Annotated in this window: 16 protein-coding genes; 14 read left to right on the top strand and 2 right to left on the bottom strand. The window is 72.4% G+C overall.

Annotation, left to right across the window (positions count from 1 at the left end; translation table 11 throughout):
* Nucleotides 1–105: 105 nt before the first annotated feature.
* From D9599_RS03015 to D9599_RS03060, 10 genes are read left to right on the top strand one after another with little or no spacing between them, the layout of a single operon-like run.
* Nucleotides 106–933 (top strand): heme ABC transporter permease, encoded by an 828-nt coding sequence (locus tag D9599_RS03015; protein WP_198379747.1) that lies wholly within the window; start codon nt 106–108, stop codon nt 931–933.
* Between the two features lie 10 nt (nt 934–943).
* Nucleotides 944–1,075, top strand: coding sequence for a heme exporter protein CcmD (gene ccmD / locus D9599_RS03020; protein ID WP_198379748.1), 132 nt, complete (start codon nt 944–946; stop codon nt 1,073–1,075).
* Entirely contained in the window at nt 1,072–1,611 is a 540-nt protein-coding gene (gene ccmE / locus D9599_RS03025) for a cytochrome c maturation protein CcmE (protein ID WP_198379749.1), read from the top strand. The genes ccmD and ccmE overlap by 4 nt, the downstream gene beginning before the upstream one ends.
* Nucleotides 1,608–3,572, top strand: a complete 1,965-nt coding sequence (locus D9599_RS03030) for a heme lyase CcmF/NrfE family subunit (protein ID WP_198379750.1) — start codon at nt 1,608–1,610, stop codon at nt 3,570–3,572. The genes ccmE and D9599_RS03030 overlap by 4 nt, the downstream gene beginning before the upstream one ends.
* Nucleotides 3,569–4,165, top strand: a complete 597-nt coding sequence (locus D9599_RS03035; RefSeq protein WP_309228521.1) for a DsbE family thiol:disulfide interchange protein — start codon at nt 3,569–3,571, stop codon at nt 4,163–4,165. The genes D9599_RS03030 and D9599_RS03035 overlap by 4 nt, the downstream gene beginning before the upstream one ends.
* A 17-nt stretch (nt 4,166–4,182) precedes the next feature.
* Nucleotides 4,183–4,629 (top strand): cytochrome c-type biogenesis protein, encoded by a 447-nt coding sequence (locus D9599_RS03040; protein ID WP_198379898.1) that lies wholly within the window; start codon nt 4,183–4,185, stop codon nt 4,627–4,629.
* Nucleotides 4,626–5,414 (top strand): c-type cytochrome biogenesis protein CcmI, encoded by a 789-nt coding sequence (gene ccmI, locus D9599_RS03045; protein ID WP_198379751.1) that lies wholly within the window; start codon nt 4,626–4,628, stop codon nt 5,412–5,414. Before D9599_RS03040 ends, ccmI begins: the two co-directional genes overlap by 4 nt.
* On the top strand, nt 5,411–6,835 hold the full coding sequence (locus D9599_RS03050) for an NAD(P)-binding domain-containing protein (protein ID WP_198379752.1): 1,425 nt from the start codon (nt 5,411–5,413) through the stop codon (nt 6,833–6,835). Before ccmI ends, D9599_RS03050 begins: the two co-directional genes overlap by 4 nt.
* Nucleotides 6,832–7,332: a CMD domain-containing protein gene (locus D9599_RS03055; protein WP_198379753.1), complete on the top strand. Its 501-nt coding sequence runs from the start codon at nt 6,832–6,834 to the stop codon at nt 7,330–7,332. The genes D9599_RS03050 and D9599_RS03055 overlap by 4 nt, the downstream gene beginning before the upstream one ends.
* Nucleotides 7,329–7,889, top strand: coding sequence for a peroxidase-related enzyme (locus D9599_RS03060; protein ID WP_198379754.1), 561 nt, complete (start codon nt 7,329–7,331; stop codon nt 7,887–7,889). Before D9599_RS03055 ends, D9599_RS03060 begins: the two co-directional genes overlap by 4 nt.
* A 299-nt stretch (nt 7,890–8,188) precedes the next feature.
* Here the strand turns inward: D9599_RS03060 and D9599_RS03065 are convergent, their stop codons facing one another.
* The gene (locus D9599_RS03065; protein WP_198379755.1) at nt 8,189–9,181 is read right to left on the bottom strand and encodes a tripartite tricarboxylate transporter substrate binding protein; all 993 of its coding nucleotides are present in this window, start codon (nt 9,179–9,181) and stop codon (nt 8,189–8,191) included.
* A 116-nt stretch (nt 9,182–9,297) separates the two neighbouring features.
* Here D9599_RS03065 and D9599_RS03070 point away from each other — a divergent pair, with 116 nt between their 5' ends.
* Nucleotides 9,298–10,359 (top strand): NAD/NADP octopine/nopaline dehydrogenase family protein, encoded by a 1,062-nt coding sequence (locus tag D9599_RS03070; protein ID WP_198379756.1) that lies wholly within the window; start codon nt 9,298–9,300, stop codon nt 10,357–10,359.
* A gap of 6 nt (nt 10,360–10,365) precedes the next feature.
* Here the strand turns inward: D9599_RS03070 and D9599_RS03075 are convergent, their stop codons facing one another.
* Nucleotides 10,366–11,337 carry a tripartite tricarboxylate transporter substrate binding protein gene (locus tag D9599_RS03075; protein WP_198379757.1) on the bottom strand — a complete coding sequence of 324 codons (972 nt, stop codon included), beginning with the start codon at nt 11,335–11,337 and terminating at the stop codon, nt 10,366–10,368.
* A gap of 112 nt (nt 11,338–11,449) precedes the next feature.
* Between D9599_RS03075 and D9599_RS03080 the strand changes: the two genes are divergently transcribed.
* The 3 genes from D9599_RS03080 to D9599_RS03090 all read left to right on the top strand — a co-directional run bounded on the left by D9599_RS03080 (nt 11,450) and on the right by D9599_RS03090 (nt 14,507).
* A complete protein-coding gene (locus tag D9599_RS03080; protein WP_198379758.1) occupies nt 11,450–12,346 on the top strand; it encodes a LysR family transcriptional regulator in 897 nt (298 codons plus the stop codon).
* A 98-nt stretch (nt 12,347–12,444) separates the two neighbouring features.
* On the top strand, nt 12,445–12,951 hold the full coding sequence (locus tag D9599_RS03085) for a formate dehydrogenase subunit gamma (protein WP_198379759.1): 507 nt from the start codon (nt 12,445–12,447) through the stop codon (nt 12,949–12,951).
* Nucleotides 12,948–14,507, top strand: a complete 1,560-nt coding sequence (locus tag D9599_RS03090; protein WP_198379760.1) for an NADH-quinone oxidoreductase subunit NuoF — start codon at nt 12,948–12,950, stop codon at nt 14,505–14,507. Before D9599_RS03085 ends, D9599_RS03090 begins: the two co-directional genes overlap by 4 nt.
* The last annotated feature ends 6 nt before the right edge of the window (nt 14,508–14,513 follow it).

Consider the following 14,513-nt stretch of genomic DNA (forward strand, 5'->3'; position numbering starts at 1 on the left):
GTCTCAGGGCGCCCGGCGGGACTTTCGCCGCCCGCGGCGGTCCCTATCTCTGGGGCATGGCTGCCGGGGTTTACCGGCAATTCCAGCGCGGGCCGCGACGCGCTAATGTTGCGGCAGTCGCAGCCCAATGCCGGGCCAAACACGCCGGGACACCCCCTCCTGACCTCCCCCGCGCCGCTCCTGCACCGCTTCGCCAATCCGGGCCGTTTCCTGCGGGCGACGGCGCGGATCATGCCCTGGGCATGGGGGCTCTCGCTCGCGGTGCTGCTGCCGGCCGCGGCCTGGGCGCTGCTCGTCTCGCCGGCGGACTGGCAGCAGGGCGAGACGGTGCGGATCATGTACGTGCACGTGCCGATGGCCTGGCTGGCCATGGCCGGATATTCCGGCCTCGCCATCGCCTCGATCCTGGCGCTCGTCTGGAAGCACCCGCTGGCGGACCTGGCGGCGCGGGAGCTCTCGCCGGTGGGCGCGGTGGCGACGGCGCTCTGCCTCGCGACGGGCAGCCTCTGGGGGCGGCCGATGTGGGGCACCTGGTGGGCCTGGGACGCGCGGATGACCTCCGTGCTGGTGCTCTTCTTCCTCTGGGTGGGCCACGCCGCCCTCACCCGCGCCTTCGAGGACGAGGAGCGGGGCGCGCGGGCGGGGGCGATCCTCGCCCTCGTGGGTGTGGTGAACCTGCCGATCGTGAAGTTCTCGGTGGACTGGTGGAACACGCTGCACCAGCCGGCGAGCGTGACGCGGCTGGCGGCGCCGGGGATGCACGTCTCCATGCTCGGGCCGCTGCTGGCCTGCGCGGCCGGGTTCTCGCTTCTTTTCGCGACCCTGGTCCTTGCCCGCGTGCGGGCAGCGGTGATGGAGCGGCGGGTGGAGGCGCTGGAGCTGGCCCGCGCCCGCGCAGCCGACCGAGCACCCGCCGAGGCGGTGCCGGCATGAGCGCGCCTCGATGAGTCATTGGATGAGCGTCGGGGCGGCCTGGGGGCTGGCTGCGGTGGGGTTCGGAGGGCTGGCGCTGGGCGCGGCCCTTCGCCACCGCGCCGCGGCCCGGCGGCTGCGCGAACTGGAGCGCGCGCGATGAGCGCAACGACGACCACCTCTCGGCGCGGCCTTGGCGTCGCGGCCTCCCGCCGGCGGCGGCGGATGCTGGTGCTGCTGCTCTGCGCGCTGGGGATCGGCGCCGCGGCGGCACTGGCTCTGACGGCTTTCCGGGACAATCTCGTCTTCTTCCGTTCCCCCTCGGATATCGTCTCCATGGCCTCTCCGGACGAGAGGGCCTTCAGGCTCGGCGGGCTGGTGGAGGCGGGGAGCGTGGTGCGGGACGGTACGGAGGTGCGCTTCCGCGTGACCGATGGGGCGAATGCCGTGGCGGTCTTTTACCGCGGCGTGCTGCCGGACCTCTTCCGCGAGGGGCAGGGCGTGGTGACGCTCGGCCGGATGCGGCCAGACGGGACCTTCGCCGCCTCCGAGGTGCTGGCGCGGCACGACGAGACCTACATGCCGCCCGAGGTGATGGACGCGCTCAAGCGCAGCGGCCACTGGAACCCCGAGCAGGGCGCGGCGCCGCCGGCGCGGGAATGGAACACGCTAGAGCCCGCGGGCGGGACCGGCCGATGATCCCCGAGCTTGGTCATTTCGCGCTGGCGCTGGCGCTGGCGCTGTCGCTCGCGCAGGCGGTGCTGCCGCTGATTGGGGCGCAGCGCGGGGATGCCCGGCTGATGACGGCGGGGCCAGGGCTGGCAGCGGGCGTGCTGCTGGCGGTGGGTTCGGCCTTCGCCGCGCTGCTCTGGTCCTTCGCGGAGAACGACACGACGGTCTCGGTGGTGGTGCAGAACAGCCACTCAGCCAAGCCGATGCTCTACAAGCTGGCGGGCGCCTGGGGGAACCATGAGGGTTCCATGGTGCTCTGGGTGCTGATCCTCGCGCTCTGCGGGGCGGCGGTGTCGGGTTTCGGGCGCGGGCTGCCGGGGGCGCTGCGCGCGCGGGTGCTGGCGGTGCTGGGGATGATCGGCACGGGCTTCCTTACCTTCATCCTGGCGACTTCGAACCCCTTCTCGCGGGTCTGGCCGCCGCCGATGGACGGGCAGGGACTGAACCCCGTTCTGCAGGACCCCGGCCTCGCTTTCCATCCGCCGCTGCTCTACCTCGGCTATGTCGGCACGGCCGTGACCTTCGCCTTCGCCATCGCGGCGCTGATCGAGGGACGCGTGGACGCGGCTTGGGGGCGCTGGGTAAGGCCCTGGGCGCTTGCCTCGTGGTCCTTCCTGACGCTCGGCATCGCGCTGGGGTCCTGGTGGGCCTATTACGAGCTCGGCTGGGGCGGCTACTGGTTCTGGGACCCGGTGGAGAACGCCTCGCTGCTGCCCTGGCTGGCGGGCTGCGCGCTGCTGCACTCCGCCATCGTGGTGGAGAAGCGCGAGGCGCTGAAGACCTGGTCGGTGCTGCTGGCGATCCTCGCCTTCTCCATGTCGCTGCTCGGCACCTTCCTCGTGCGCTCGGGCGTGCTGAACTCGGTGCACGCCTTCGCCAACGACCCGGAGCGCGGGGTGTTCATCCTCGGGCTGCTGCTGCTGACGATCGGGGGCGCCTTCGCGCTCTTCGCCTGGCGGGCCCCTTCCCTCTCGCCCACCGGCCTGTTCGCGCCGATCTCGCGGGAGGGGGCGCTGGTGCTGAACAACCTGCTTCTCTGCACCATCGCGGCCGTCGTGCTGGCGGGCACGCTCTACCCGATGTTCGCGGACCTGATGCTGAAGGCGAAGATCTCGGTAGGGCCGCCTTTCTACCAGGCGACGGTCTTCCCGCTGGCGCTGCCGTTGATCCTGGCGATGGCCGCGGGGCCGCTGATGGCCTGGAAGCGCGCGCGGCCCTGGCCGGTGCTGCAACGGCTGTGGTGGGCGGGGCTGATCGCGCTCGGCGCCATCGTGACCGTCTGGCTGGTGCAGAGGCGGCCGATCCTACCGGCGCTCGGCTTCGGCGCGGCGGCCTGGCTGATCCTGGGGGCGCTAGCGGATGTGGCGGAGCGGATCGCGCTCTTCTCTCGCCCGCGCGCGGCTTTCGCCCGCGCGCGGGGCCTGCCGCGCTCCGCCTGGGGCGGGGCCGTGGCCCATGCGGGCTTCGGCGTCACCCTGCTCGGCATGGCCGGGATGGGGCTGGCGACGGAGCGGCTGGCGGCGGTACGTCCGGGGGAGAGCATTTCCCTCGGCGGCTACGAGTGGAAGCTTGAGGGCGTGCGGGACGTGGTCGGGCCGAACTGGGCCGGGCGGCAGGCGACCGTGACGGTGACCCGCGATGGCGCCCCGGTGACCGTGCTGCTGCCGGAGAAGCGTAACTTCCCCCTCGCCCGGCAGAGCACGACCGAGGCGGCGATCCACACTACCATGGCCTCCGACCTCTATGCCGTGATGGGCGAGGAGGAGAACGGCACGGCGACGCTGCGCCTGCATTACAACCCATTGGCGCCCTGGATCTGGCTCGGCGGCGCGATCATGGCGCTGGGCGGAGGGCTCTCGCTCTCCGACCGTAGGGCACGGGTGGGCGCGCCGGCGCGGCGGGCCGCGGCAGGGGCGGCGAAGGCGTGAGCGGGGTGGAGGAAACGGGCGCCGGGAAGTCGCGGGCACCGCTGGGCCGCCGGGTGCTGCTCTGGGCGCCGCTGGGGCTGGCCGCCGGGGCTGGCGTCGGGTTCTGGGCCATGCTGCGGGGAATGCGGGACGGGTCCTACGACCCTCGCGGCGTTCCCTCCGCGCTGCTCGGCAAGCCGGCGCCGGGTTTCGCGCTGCCGGCCGTGCAGGGGTTGTCCACCCCCGGCTTCGGACCGGAGGCGCTGGCGGCCGGCGGGCCGGTGCTGCTGAACTTCTGGGCCTCGTGGTGCGTGCCCTGCGTGGTGGAGCACCCGCAGCTGATGGCGCTGCAGCGGCGGGGCGTGAAGCTCTTCGGCGTGAACTACAAGGATAAGCCGGCCGATGCCGCGCGCTTCCTGGCGCAGCACGGCAACCCCTTCGGCGCGCTGGTGGCGGATGCCGAGGGGCGCGCGGGGATCGACTACGGCCTCTACGGTGTGCCCGAGACCTACCTGCTGGACGGGCGCGGCATCGTGCGCTGGCGCTGGGCGGGGCCGATGATGCCCGACACCGTCTCGGCCGAGCTGGAGCCGCTGCTGCGGCGGTACGCGTGAGGGCGGCGCTCTTCGCAATGCTGCTGGTGCCGGGTCTGGCGCTGGCGTCCCCGGCCTGGGCGGTGGGCCGCCCGGCCGAGATGCTGCCGGACCCGGCGGCGGAGGCCCGCGCGCAGGAGATCGGGCGCGAGCTGCGTTGCATGGTCTGCCAGAACCAGTCCATCGAGGACAGCGAGGCCGACCTCGCGCGCGACCTGCGGCGTCTGGTGCGCGAGCGGGTCGCAGCGGGCGAGCCGAGCGAGAAGGTCATCGAGGGCATCCACGCCCGCTACGGCGACTTCGTGCTGCTGCGGCCGCCGCTGAACCTGGTGACGGCGCCGCTCTGGGCGCTACCGGTGCTTGTGCTGGGCGGGGCGGGGCTGGCGCTGTTCCTCATGCGCCGCCGGAGCGCGGTGCGCGGCGGACCTGCGCCATTGACGGAGGCCGAGCGCGCCCGGCTCGCGGCGCTGGAGAACGATCCTTGATCTGGCTTCTCGCGGCGGCCCTGGCGCTTCTCGCGCTGCTGCCGCTCGCCTGGGCGATGGTGCGGCCGGCGCGGGCGCTCGACCGCGGCTCGGCCGACCGGGCGCTCTACCGCGCGCAGATGGCGGAGTTGGAGCGGGACAAGGCGCTGGGACGGCTGGACGAGGCGGCCTATGCGGCGGCGCTGCTGGAGGTGCAGCGGCGCCTGCTTTCGGTGCCAGAGCCGCAGGCGGTGAAGGCGGGCGGGCGCGGGGCGCTGATCGCGGGGCTGGTGGCGGTGCCGGCGATCGCCTTCGCCCTCTATTTCATGAGCGGCGTGCCGGCGATGCCTTCCGCCACCTTCGCGGAGCGGCGGGACTCCGCGGCGCGGGACGACGCGTTGCTGGCGCAGCTTCGCGCGCGGCTCACGGCGATGCCGCCGGGCAGCCCCGCCGCGCGGCAGGGCTGGATGCTGATGGCGGATGCCCAGCGCAGCCGCGGCCGGCTGGAGGAGGCGGCCGCCGCCTATGTCGAGGTGCTGCGCGGCGGGTTCGATCCCGAGATCGCGGCTCAGTTGGCACAGGTGCTGATCGAGGCGAACCAGACGGACAAGGCAGCGGCTTTCCTGGCGGATGCCGTGCGCCTGGCGCCGGACCATGTGGGCCTGCGCTTCCTCTCTGGCCTCGCCGAGGCGCAGGCGGGGCGGCCGGAGAAGGCGCGGGAGGCCTGGACGGCGCTGCTGGCCTCCGCCCCGGACGAGGCGCCCTGGAAGGCCATGGTGCAACGACGCATGGAGGCGCTGCCGTGAGCGGGATCGGGTTGCCGGCGCTGGAGGCGCGGCTGCGGCAGGATCTGGAATACCTGGAGCTGCCCGCCAAGCCCTGGGTGCCGGAACGGCTCGCGGAAGGGCGGCCGGTGGTGGATGTGGCCGTCATCGGCGCGGGAATGGCGGGGCTCGCGGCGGCGACCGCGCTGCGGCTGGACGGGATCGAGCGCGTGAGCGTGCTGGACCGCGCGGTGGAGGGCCAGGAGGGGCCCTGGGTGACCTATGCGCGGATGGAGACGCTGCGCTCCCCGAAGGGGCTGGCCGGGCCGGCGCTCGGACTACCCTCCCTCACCTTCCGCGCCTTCTTCGAGGCGCAGCACGGGGCGGCGGCCTGGGAGGATCTGGGCAAGATTCCGCGCGGGATGTGGATGGACTACCTCAACTGGTACCGCCGCGTGATGGCCGTGCCGGTGCGGAACGGGGTGGAGGTCTCCCTCATCCGGCCGCGCGAGGACGGGATGATCGAGCTCGACCTCGCGCACGGGGAGAGCCTCGTCTGCCGCCGGCTGGTGCTGGCGAGCGGGCGTGACGGCTTAGGCGGGCATTTCGTGCCGGAGATGGCACGGGGGGTGGACCACCGCTTCTGGGCGCATTCGCGGGAAGAGATCGACTTCGCGCAATTGCGCGGCAAGCGTGTCGGCGTCGTGGGCGCGGGCGCTTCGGCCATGGACAATGCGGCAACGGCGCTGGAGGTGGGCGCTTCGTCGCTGCACATGTTCGTCCGGCGCGCAGTGCTGCCGCGGGTGAACAAATTCACGGGCATCGGCAGCCAGGGCGTGGTGCACGGCTTCGCCGGCCTGCCGGACGAGTGGAAGTGGCGCTTTCTCCACTACGCGGGCGCAGCCCAGACGCCGCCGCCGCGGGACAGCACCATGCGCGTCTCGCGCCACCCGCACGCCTATCTGCACCTCGGCTGCCCCGTGACGGGGCTGCGCGAGGAAGGCCGCGGCGTGGTACTGGAGACAGCGGGGGGCGAATTCGCGCTCGACTTCGTTATCTTCGCGACGGGCTTCCGCGTGGCACTTGAGGAGCGGCCGGAGCTAGCGCTGATCGCGCCGCATATCCGCCTCTGGCGCGACCGCTTCCCGCAGCCGCCGAGGCAGGAGAGCGAGGAGCTGGCGACCTCCCCCGACCTCGCGCCCGACTTCGCCTTCCAGGAGAAGGTGCTGGGGGAGTGCTCGGCGCTGTCGCGCATCCACGCCTTCAACTACCCGGCGACGCTCAGCCACGGGAAGCTGACGGGCGACATCCCCGCCATCTCCGCCGGGGCGCAGCGGCTGTCGCGCGCGATCGCGGCCGCCCTGTTCGTCGAGGATCGCGAGACCCATTTCGAGCGGCTGGTAGCCTATGACACGCCCGAGCTGCTGGGCGACGAGTGGCCTGAGAGGGAGGTGGCGGCGTGAATCCTGACGATCTTGTCGAGGACATCCTCGGCATCGCCCCTGGCTCGCCGCTCGCGGAGCTGCGCCGCCGGCGGCCGGAGGCGCTGCGCCACGCGGAGGGCGCCTATCGCGAGCTGCTGATGCCTGAAGACGCCGGCAATGTGTCCCACACCGAGCGCGCGGCCCTCGCGCTGCGCGTGGCCTTGCGGGAGGGCGATAAGGCGCTTGCCGCCCGGTTCCACGCGCTCTTGGAGAAGGCGGGCGCGGAGGAGGCGATCATGCTGGCCGAGGATCTCTCGGACGGGGTGATGGAAGGGCGCCTGCCCGCGCTGCTGCGCTACGCCGACATGGTGGCCGCCAAGCCAGCGACAGTGAGCCAGGAGACGATCGACGCGCTCTCCGCCATGGGGCTGACACCGCGCGACATCGTGGCGGTGACGCAGCTCGTCTCCTTCGTGCCCTATCAGGTGCGGCTGATCGCCGGGTTGCGCGCCATGCAGGGGGAGGCCGCCGCATGAGCCGCTTCACGATGGAGGAGGTGGGCTGGACGCCGCGCATCCCGCCCGTGCAGGCCGAGACCGCCTCGCCCGCGCAATTGGCCGCGCTGGAGGCCTGCCCGCCGGCGCAGCGGCGCTCCACCTACTTCCTGACGCTGGCGCAGGACCCGGCTTCGCTCGGAGAGCGCGGGGCGCTGTTCAACAGCGTGATGTACGCGCCGCGCGGGCTGCCGCGCGCGGACCGCGAGTTCTCGACCGCCGTCGTCTCCATGGCGAACGGCTGCGTCTACTGCACATCGGTCCATGCGCGGCGGTTCACGGAACTCTCGAAGCAGCGCGAGGCGATGCAGCGCGTGCTGGACGAGGGCCACGCCGTGGAGACGGACCCGCGTCGCCGCGCCATCGCGGATTTCAGCGAGAAGCTGACGCTGACGCCGGGCGCGGTCACCGTCGCCGATCTGAAGCCGCTGCGGGCGGTTGGGATGGATGACTTGGAAGTGCTGGACCTCATCCACTCCATCGCGATGTTCGCGAATGCGAACCGGCTGATGCAGTCGCTGGGCGAGACGGAGAAGTAGGCGATGTTTCGGGGCGATTGAGGTTGGCGCTGGGCGGCCCCTGCCCTCTCCGGACCTCGCCTGCCAAGGGCCTGAGGCCCTTGGATCTCCATCTGGTTTCGCGGACGCGGCGATCGGAGGGAGGTTTCCTCTTGGCGCCCTTCCTGTGCGTGCAGTCGCCTCGGGTCAGTGACCCGAGACGCACCGGCCGGAGGGTGACTCAAACTCGAAAAAGAAGATGATGGTGAGGGGCCCGGGGAGAGGAAGAATTCCTTCTTCCTCTCCCCGGAGTCACCCATGGCAACAGGGCCCGGCGTGTATCACTCGTTCCGCGCGCCCGAGGCCCGCACCAGCGCGGCGTGGCTCTCGATTTCCGAGTGCAGGAAGGTCGCCAGCCGTTCCGGCCCACCGCCCAAGGTTGCCATGCCGGCCGCCTCGAAGCGAGCGCGCGCCTCGGGGTCGGACAGGACTTCGTTCGAGAGGGTGTTGATGTGCTGCAGGAGCGCGGGGTCGGTGCCCTTCGGCAGGAAGAGGCCGAACCAGGTGCCGAAGACGAGGCCGGGCATGCCGAGTTCGGCGGTGGTCGGCACTTCCGGCAATTGCGGGGCGCGTTCTGGCGCGAGGACGGCGATGGGCGTCACCGCGCCCGCGCGCACCTGGGGCGCAACGCCGGTGATGAGGTTGAACATCGCCTGGATGCGGCCGGAGAGCAGGTCCGTGACGGCGGCGGCGGGCGCGGTGTAGGGCACGTGCGTCATCTGCGCGCCGGTGAGGGATTTGTAGAGTTCCCCCGCCAGGTGCATCGAGGAGCCGTTGCCGGTGGAGCCGAAGTTGATGGCATTGGGGTGGGCGCGGGCATAGGCGCCGAAATCATCCAGCGTGCGCGGGCCGAGTTCCTTATTCACGACGAGGACGTTGGGGACGTTGCCGACGAGGATGACAGGATCGAAGTCGCGCTCGGGGTCGAAGGGCAGGTCCTTGTAGAGGGCAGGGTTGGTGGCCATCGTCCCGGCCCAGGACCAAAGGATGGTGTAGCCGTCCGGCGCCGCGCGCGCGCCGGCGAGGGCACCGATATTGCCGTTTGCACCGCCGCGGTTGTCGATGAGGACGCGCTGATTGACGCGCTTCTCCATCTCCTGCGCGAAGATGCGGGCGAGGGTGTCGGCGGTGCCGCCGCCGCCCGGCGCGGGGACGATGATGCGGACGGGGCGGTTGGGCCAGGGGTCGGCGGGGGCCGGGGCCTGCGCGCGGGCGGCTGGGGAGAGGCCGAGGGCGGCGGGGATCATCAGGGCGCTGCGGCGCGGGATGGTCATGGGACGGTGCTTCCAGCGGGATCGGCGGAAGATTAGGCAGGAACCGGGCCGGGGCGGAAAGGTGGGCTTGCGATCGGGCGGGTTCTGGTCGGCGGTCTCGGCGAGGAGGATAGGCGATGCGGCTGAGCGTGCTGGGGGCGGGCGCGGTGGGGCCGGCGGCGGCGGTGCTGGCGGCTTCGCGCGGGCATGAGGTGACGATCTGGTCGCCCTCCGGCCGCGGCACGGAGGGGATCGAGGGCGGAATGGAGGCGGAGGGGGCGCTCACCGGGCGCTTTCCGCTGGGGGTGGCAAGGGACTTGGCGGAGGCACTGGCCGGGGCGGAGGTCGCGCTGCTGGCGGTGCCGGCCTACGCCTTTCCGGACCTGCTGCCACGGGTCGCGGCGGCGCTGCCGGCGGCGCTGCCGCTGCTGATCTCGCCCGCGGCCTCGCTCGCGCCGCTGGCGCTGGACCGGATGCTGGCGGCGCGGGGCGTATCGGCGCGGCGCGCCCCGATCGGGGCCATGGCGACCACGCCCGCCACGGCGCGGCGGCGGGGGCCGGGGCGGGTTCTCGTCGCGGCGGTGCGGGCAGCCGTGGATGTGGCGGCGGTGCCGGAGGGCGACGCGTCGGCAATGGGGGCGTTGGCGACCGCGCTCTTCGGCCATGCGAGCCCGGCGACCGGCGTGCTGGGCGCGGGAATCGGCAATGCCAACCCGATCATCCACGCCGTGCTGGCGCTGACGAACGTCACGCGGATCGAGCGGGCGGAGGAGTGGCCGCAGTACGGGCTGATGACGCCTGCCGCCTGCCGGATGATGGAGGCGCTGGCGGATGAGCGCGCGGCGCTGGCGGCGTGCTTCGGCTTCCCGGTGCTGAGCCTCGAGGAATCGCTGCACCGGGCGAATGGTGTGCCGCTCGGGCCGCTGGCAGGGATGGCGGCGCGAATCGCGGAGACGCGGGGCGCGGTGCTGGGCCCGGCGGAGATGGAGACGCGCTACGTGACGGAGGACGTGCCCTACGGGCTCTCCTTCTATCTCTGGCTCGCGCGCGGGCGGGGGATCACCATGCCGGTGACGGAGGCGGTGGTTATGGCGCTGGAGGCGCTCTGGGGGCGCGACCTTCGGCGGAACCCGCTGCTGGATGGGCTGGATCCCGCGGGAATCGAGAATGCGCTCGCGGCCGGATACGGGCGGGCCTGAACCGGTTCAGTCGAGGCGAATGTCGAGGGGTGCGGCGACGCGGGTCCAGCGAGCGAGGTCGTCCCGCAGGAGGGCGCCGAAGGCCGCTCCATCGGCGCCGTTGGGAGTGACGCCGAGCACGTCCAGGCGGGAGCGGACGAGGTCGGTGGCCATGGCTTGGCGGAAGGCCTCCGTCAGGCGAGCGACGACCGGCGCCGGGGTGCGGGCGGGGGCGGAAAGGCCGGTCCAGATGCTCGCGTCGAAATCCGGCACACCGGATTCAATGAGGGTGGGAATGTCGGGCGTGGCGGGGAAGCGCTCGCGGGAAGTGACGGCCACCACCTTGAACTGCGCCCCGCCGGCGGCGAGCACGGATGGGACGGAGACGAACATCGTTGCGATCCGTCCGGCCGCGAGATCGTTGAAGGCCCCCGCTGCGCCCCGGTAGGGTACGTGCTCGAGGTTGAGGTGCTCGCGCGCCTTCAGATCCTCCATGATAAGGTGGGTGTTCGTGCCGATGCCGGTGGAAGCATAGGGCAGCGGCCGCGTTACCTCGCGCGCCAGGCGCAGCAGGCCCTGGGCGTCGGTGACATTCAGCTGCGGGGCGGCGAGCAGCGCCACCGGGCTGTCGCTGAGATGGAGGACCGGGGTGAAGTCGGCGATCGGGTCGTAGGGCAGGTGGCGGCCGATGGCCTTGGCGATGGTGAGCTGGCCGGCGGTCGCGAGGAGGACCGTCTGGCCGTCCGGTGCGGCGCGGGCCACGGCCTCGGCGCCCAGCACGCCGCCGGCGCCGGCACGGTTCTCCACCACCACGGTCTGCCCGAGGATCGGGCCGGCGGCCTGGGCGAGGAGGCGGCCCAGCACGTCCTGCGAGCCGCCAGGGGCGAAGGGCACGACCAGCCGCACGGGCCCGTCCGGCGACCAGCGGGGCTGGGCGCGGGCGGCGCGCGGGGCGGCGGGCGCGAGGGCGGCGAGAGAGAGGAGAGCGCGGCGCTTCATAGGCTGGTCCTTGATCCGGGTGGGACCATAGCCCCGGGCGGTCAGGCGGCCAGCCCTCGGTGCCGCTTGCCAGCCCTGGCGGGCGCCCCTCTCATGCCCGGCGGGAGGATGCATGCTCGACAAGCTCGGATTCCTCGTCGCCGTCGCGCGGGAGCGGAACTTCCGGCGCGCTGCCGAGGCCTGCGGGGTGGCGCAGCCGACGCTTTCAGCGGGGATCAAGGGGCTGGAGGCGGAGCTGGGGGTGCTGCTGGTGCACCGCTCCTCACGCTTCCAGCGGCTGACACCGGAGGGGGAGAAGGTTGTCGCCTGGGGCCAGCGGATGCTGGCCGACGCGCGGGCGATGCGGCAGGAGTTGCAGGTGGCGCGCGGCGGGCTGGCCGGACACCTGCGGCTGGCGGTGGTCCCCACGGCCCTGGCGCTGGTGCCGCTGCTGACGCTCGCCTGCCGCAGGCGCAACCCGGGGATCCGCTTCACCATCCTCTCCCACACCTCGGAGGCCATCGTGGACATGCTCGCGAGCTTCGAGGCGGATGCGGGCATCACCTATCTCGGCAACGAGCCGCTGGGCTCGGTGCGGAGTGTGCCGCTCTCGACCGAGCGCTACCGGCTGGTGGTGCCGGCGGGTTCGCGCTGGGGTGGACGGCCCTCGGTGGCCTGGGCGGAGTTGGCGGGAGAATCGCTCTGCCTGCTGACGCCGGACATGCAGAACCGGCGGATCATGGACCGGCTGATGCAACAGGCCGGGGTGGAGCCGGCGGCAAGCGTTGAGTCGAACTCCATTGTCGCCTTGATCGCCCATGTTCGCAGTGGAGAATGGATGACGGTGCTGCCCGAGAGCGTAGCGAACACACTTGGCTCCGCAGCCGGGCTCCAGGCCATCCCGCTGGTCTCGCCGGATGCTGAGTACCGGATCGGGCTGGTGGTGCCGGTACAGGCCCCGACGCCACCCCTGACCGCTGCCCTGATGACGGCCGCGCAGGAGCTGGCGGGCGGCGCAACGCCACCTTGATAGGAATGTTCTATCGCGGCACGGAAATGGCGCCTTGATCCCGGGGGGATCGATCCGGAGAATCGTGCGATTCAGAGAACTGGAGTTGAAGGCGAAGCATGCTGCCCGGCGCCACCCTTTCGCGCGGCCCCGCCCCTACTCCTCATTGGGATGATGCCGTCGCCAGCGAGATCATCGCCGGTCATGCGGGCCTTGAAGGAGCCATGCTGCCGATCCTGCACGCGCTGCAGGAGAGGTTCGGCTGCGTGCCGCACGAGGCCGTGCCGCTGGTGGCCGAGGCGCTGAACCTTTCGCGCGCCGAGGTGCACGGCGTCGTCACCTTCTACCATGACTACCGCGCCACCCCGCCCGGCCGGCACGTACTGAAGCTCTGCCGGGCGGAGGCCTGCCAGGCGATGGGCGCGGAGGCGCTCTCGGCGGGGCTGATGCGGCGGCTCGGGCTGGAATGGCACGGCACCACGGCCGATGGCAGCCTGACGCTGGAGCCGGCCTTCTGCCTCGGCCTTTGCGCTTGCGCGCCAGCGGCGCTGCTGGATGGCGAGCCGATGGCGCGGTTGAACGACGCGGCGCTGGACGAGGTTGTGGCGGAGGTGCGGCGCGCATGACGCGGATCTATCTGCCACGGGACGCGGCTGCCCTGGCGCTTGGCGCGGAGGCCGTGCTGCGCGCGCTGCGGGCTGAGGCCTCGCGACGTGGCGTGGTGCTGGAGGTGGTGCGCACGGGATCGCGCGGCGCCGTCTGGCTGGAGCCGTTGCTGGAGGTGGAGACCGCGGAAGGGCGGATCGGTTACGGCCCCGTGCGGGCGGCGGACGTGGCGGGGCTGCTCGACGCTGGACTGCTGGAGGGCGGCGCGCATCCGCTGCGGATCGGGCGGCCGGAAGAGCACCCCTGGTTCGCCGGTCAGACGCGGCTGACCTTCGCACGATGCGGCATCGTCGATCCCGCCTCGGCCGAGGATTACGTCGCGCATGGCGGCTTCGCGGGGCTCGCGAAGGCGCTGGCGATGAGCGGCGAGGCGATCATCGACGAGGTGAAGCTTTCGGGGCTGCGCGGGCGTGGCGGCGCGGGCTTCCCCACGGGCATCAAGTGGAACACGGTGCGGCTGGCGGAGGCCGATCGCAAATACATCGTCTGCAACGCGGACGAGGGCGACAGCGGCACCTTCGCCGACCGGATGCTGATGGAGGGCGATCCTTTCCTGCTGATCGAGGGGATGGCCATCGCGGGCGTCGCGGTGGGGGCGACGAAGGGCTATGTCTACACGCGCTCGGAGTACCCGCACGCGGTGCGGGCGATGCGCGCTGCGATCCTCGCGGCGCGGCGCGCGGGCTGGCTGGGCAAGGACATCCGCGGCTCCGGCCACGCCTTCGACATGGAGGTGCGCGTCGGAGCAGGCGCCTATATCTGCGGCGAGGAGACCTCGCTGCTGAACTCGCTGGAGGGCAAGCGCGGCGTGGTGCGCGCCAAGCCGCCGCTGCCGGCCATCGAGGGGCTGTTCGGCAAGCCGACGGTCGTGAACAACGTGCTCTCTTTCGCCGCCGTGCCCTGGATCATGGAGCACGGGGCGAAGGCCTATGCGGATTTCGGCACCGGCCGCTCGCTCGGCACGCTGGCGGTGCAGATCGCCGGCAACGTGCGGCGGGGCGGGCTGGTGGAACTGCCCTTTGGCCTGCCGCTGCGCGCCGTGATCGAGGAATGGGGCGGCGGCACCGCGACGGGTCGGCCCTTCCGCGCGGTGCAGGTGGGCGGGCCGCTCGGCGCCTATTTCCCGGAGAGCCTGCTCGACACGCCCATGGATTACGAGGCCTTCGCGCGCGCCGGCGGGTTGCTGGGCCATGGCGGGTTGACGGTGTTCGACGACAGCGTGAACCTCTCGCGCCAGGCGCGCTTCGCCTTCGAGTTCTGCGCGGCCGAGAGCTGCGGCAAGTGCACGCCCTGCCGGATCGGCGCCGTGCGCGGCGTGGAGGTGATCGACCGCATCACCGCCGGCGTCGAGACGGCAAGGAACTTCGCCGTGCTGGACGACCTGCTGGAGGTGATGACCGACGCCTCGCTCTGCGCCATGGGCGGGCTGACGCCCATCCCCGTGGGCAGCGCGCTGAAGCACTTCCCGGAGGATTTCGACGCCACCACCCGCCGCCTTCCCCAGGCGGCGGAGTGAGGAGGA

It is taken from the genome of Roseomonas sp. KE2513 (assembly GCF_016107305.1).
Lineage (GTDB): Bacteria > Pseudomonadota > Alphaproteobacteria > Acetobacterales > Acetobacteraceae > Roseomonas.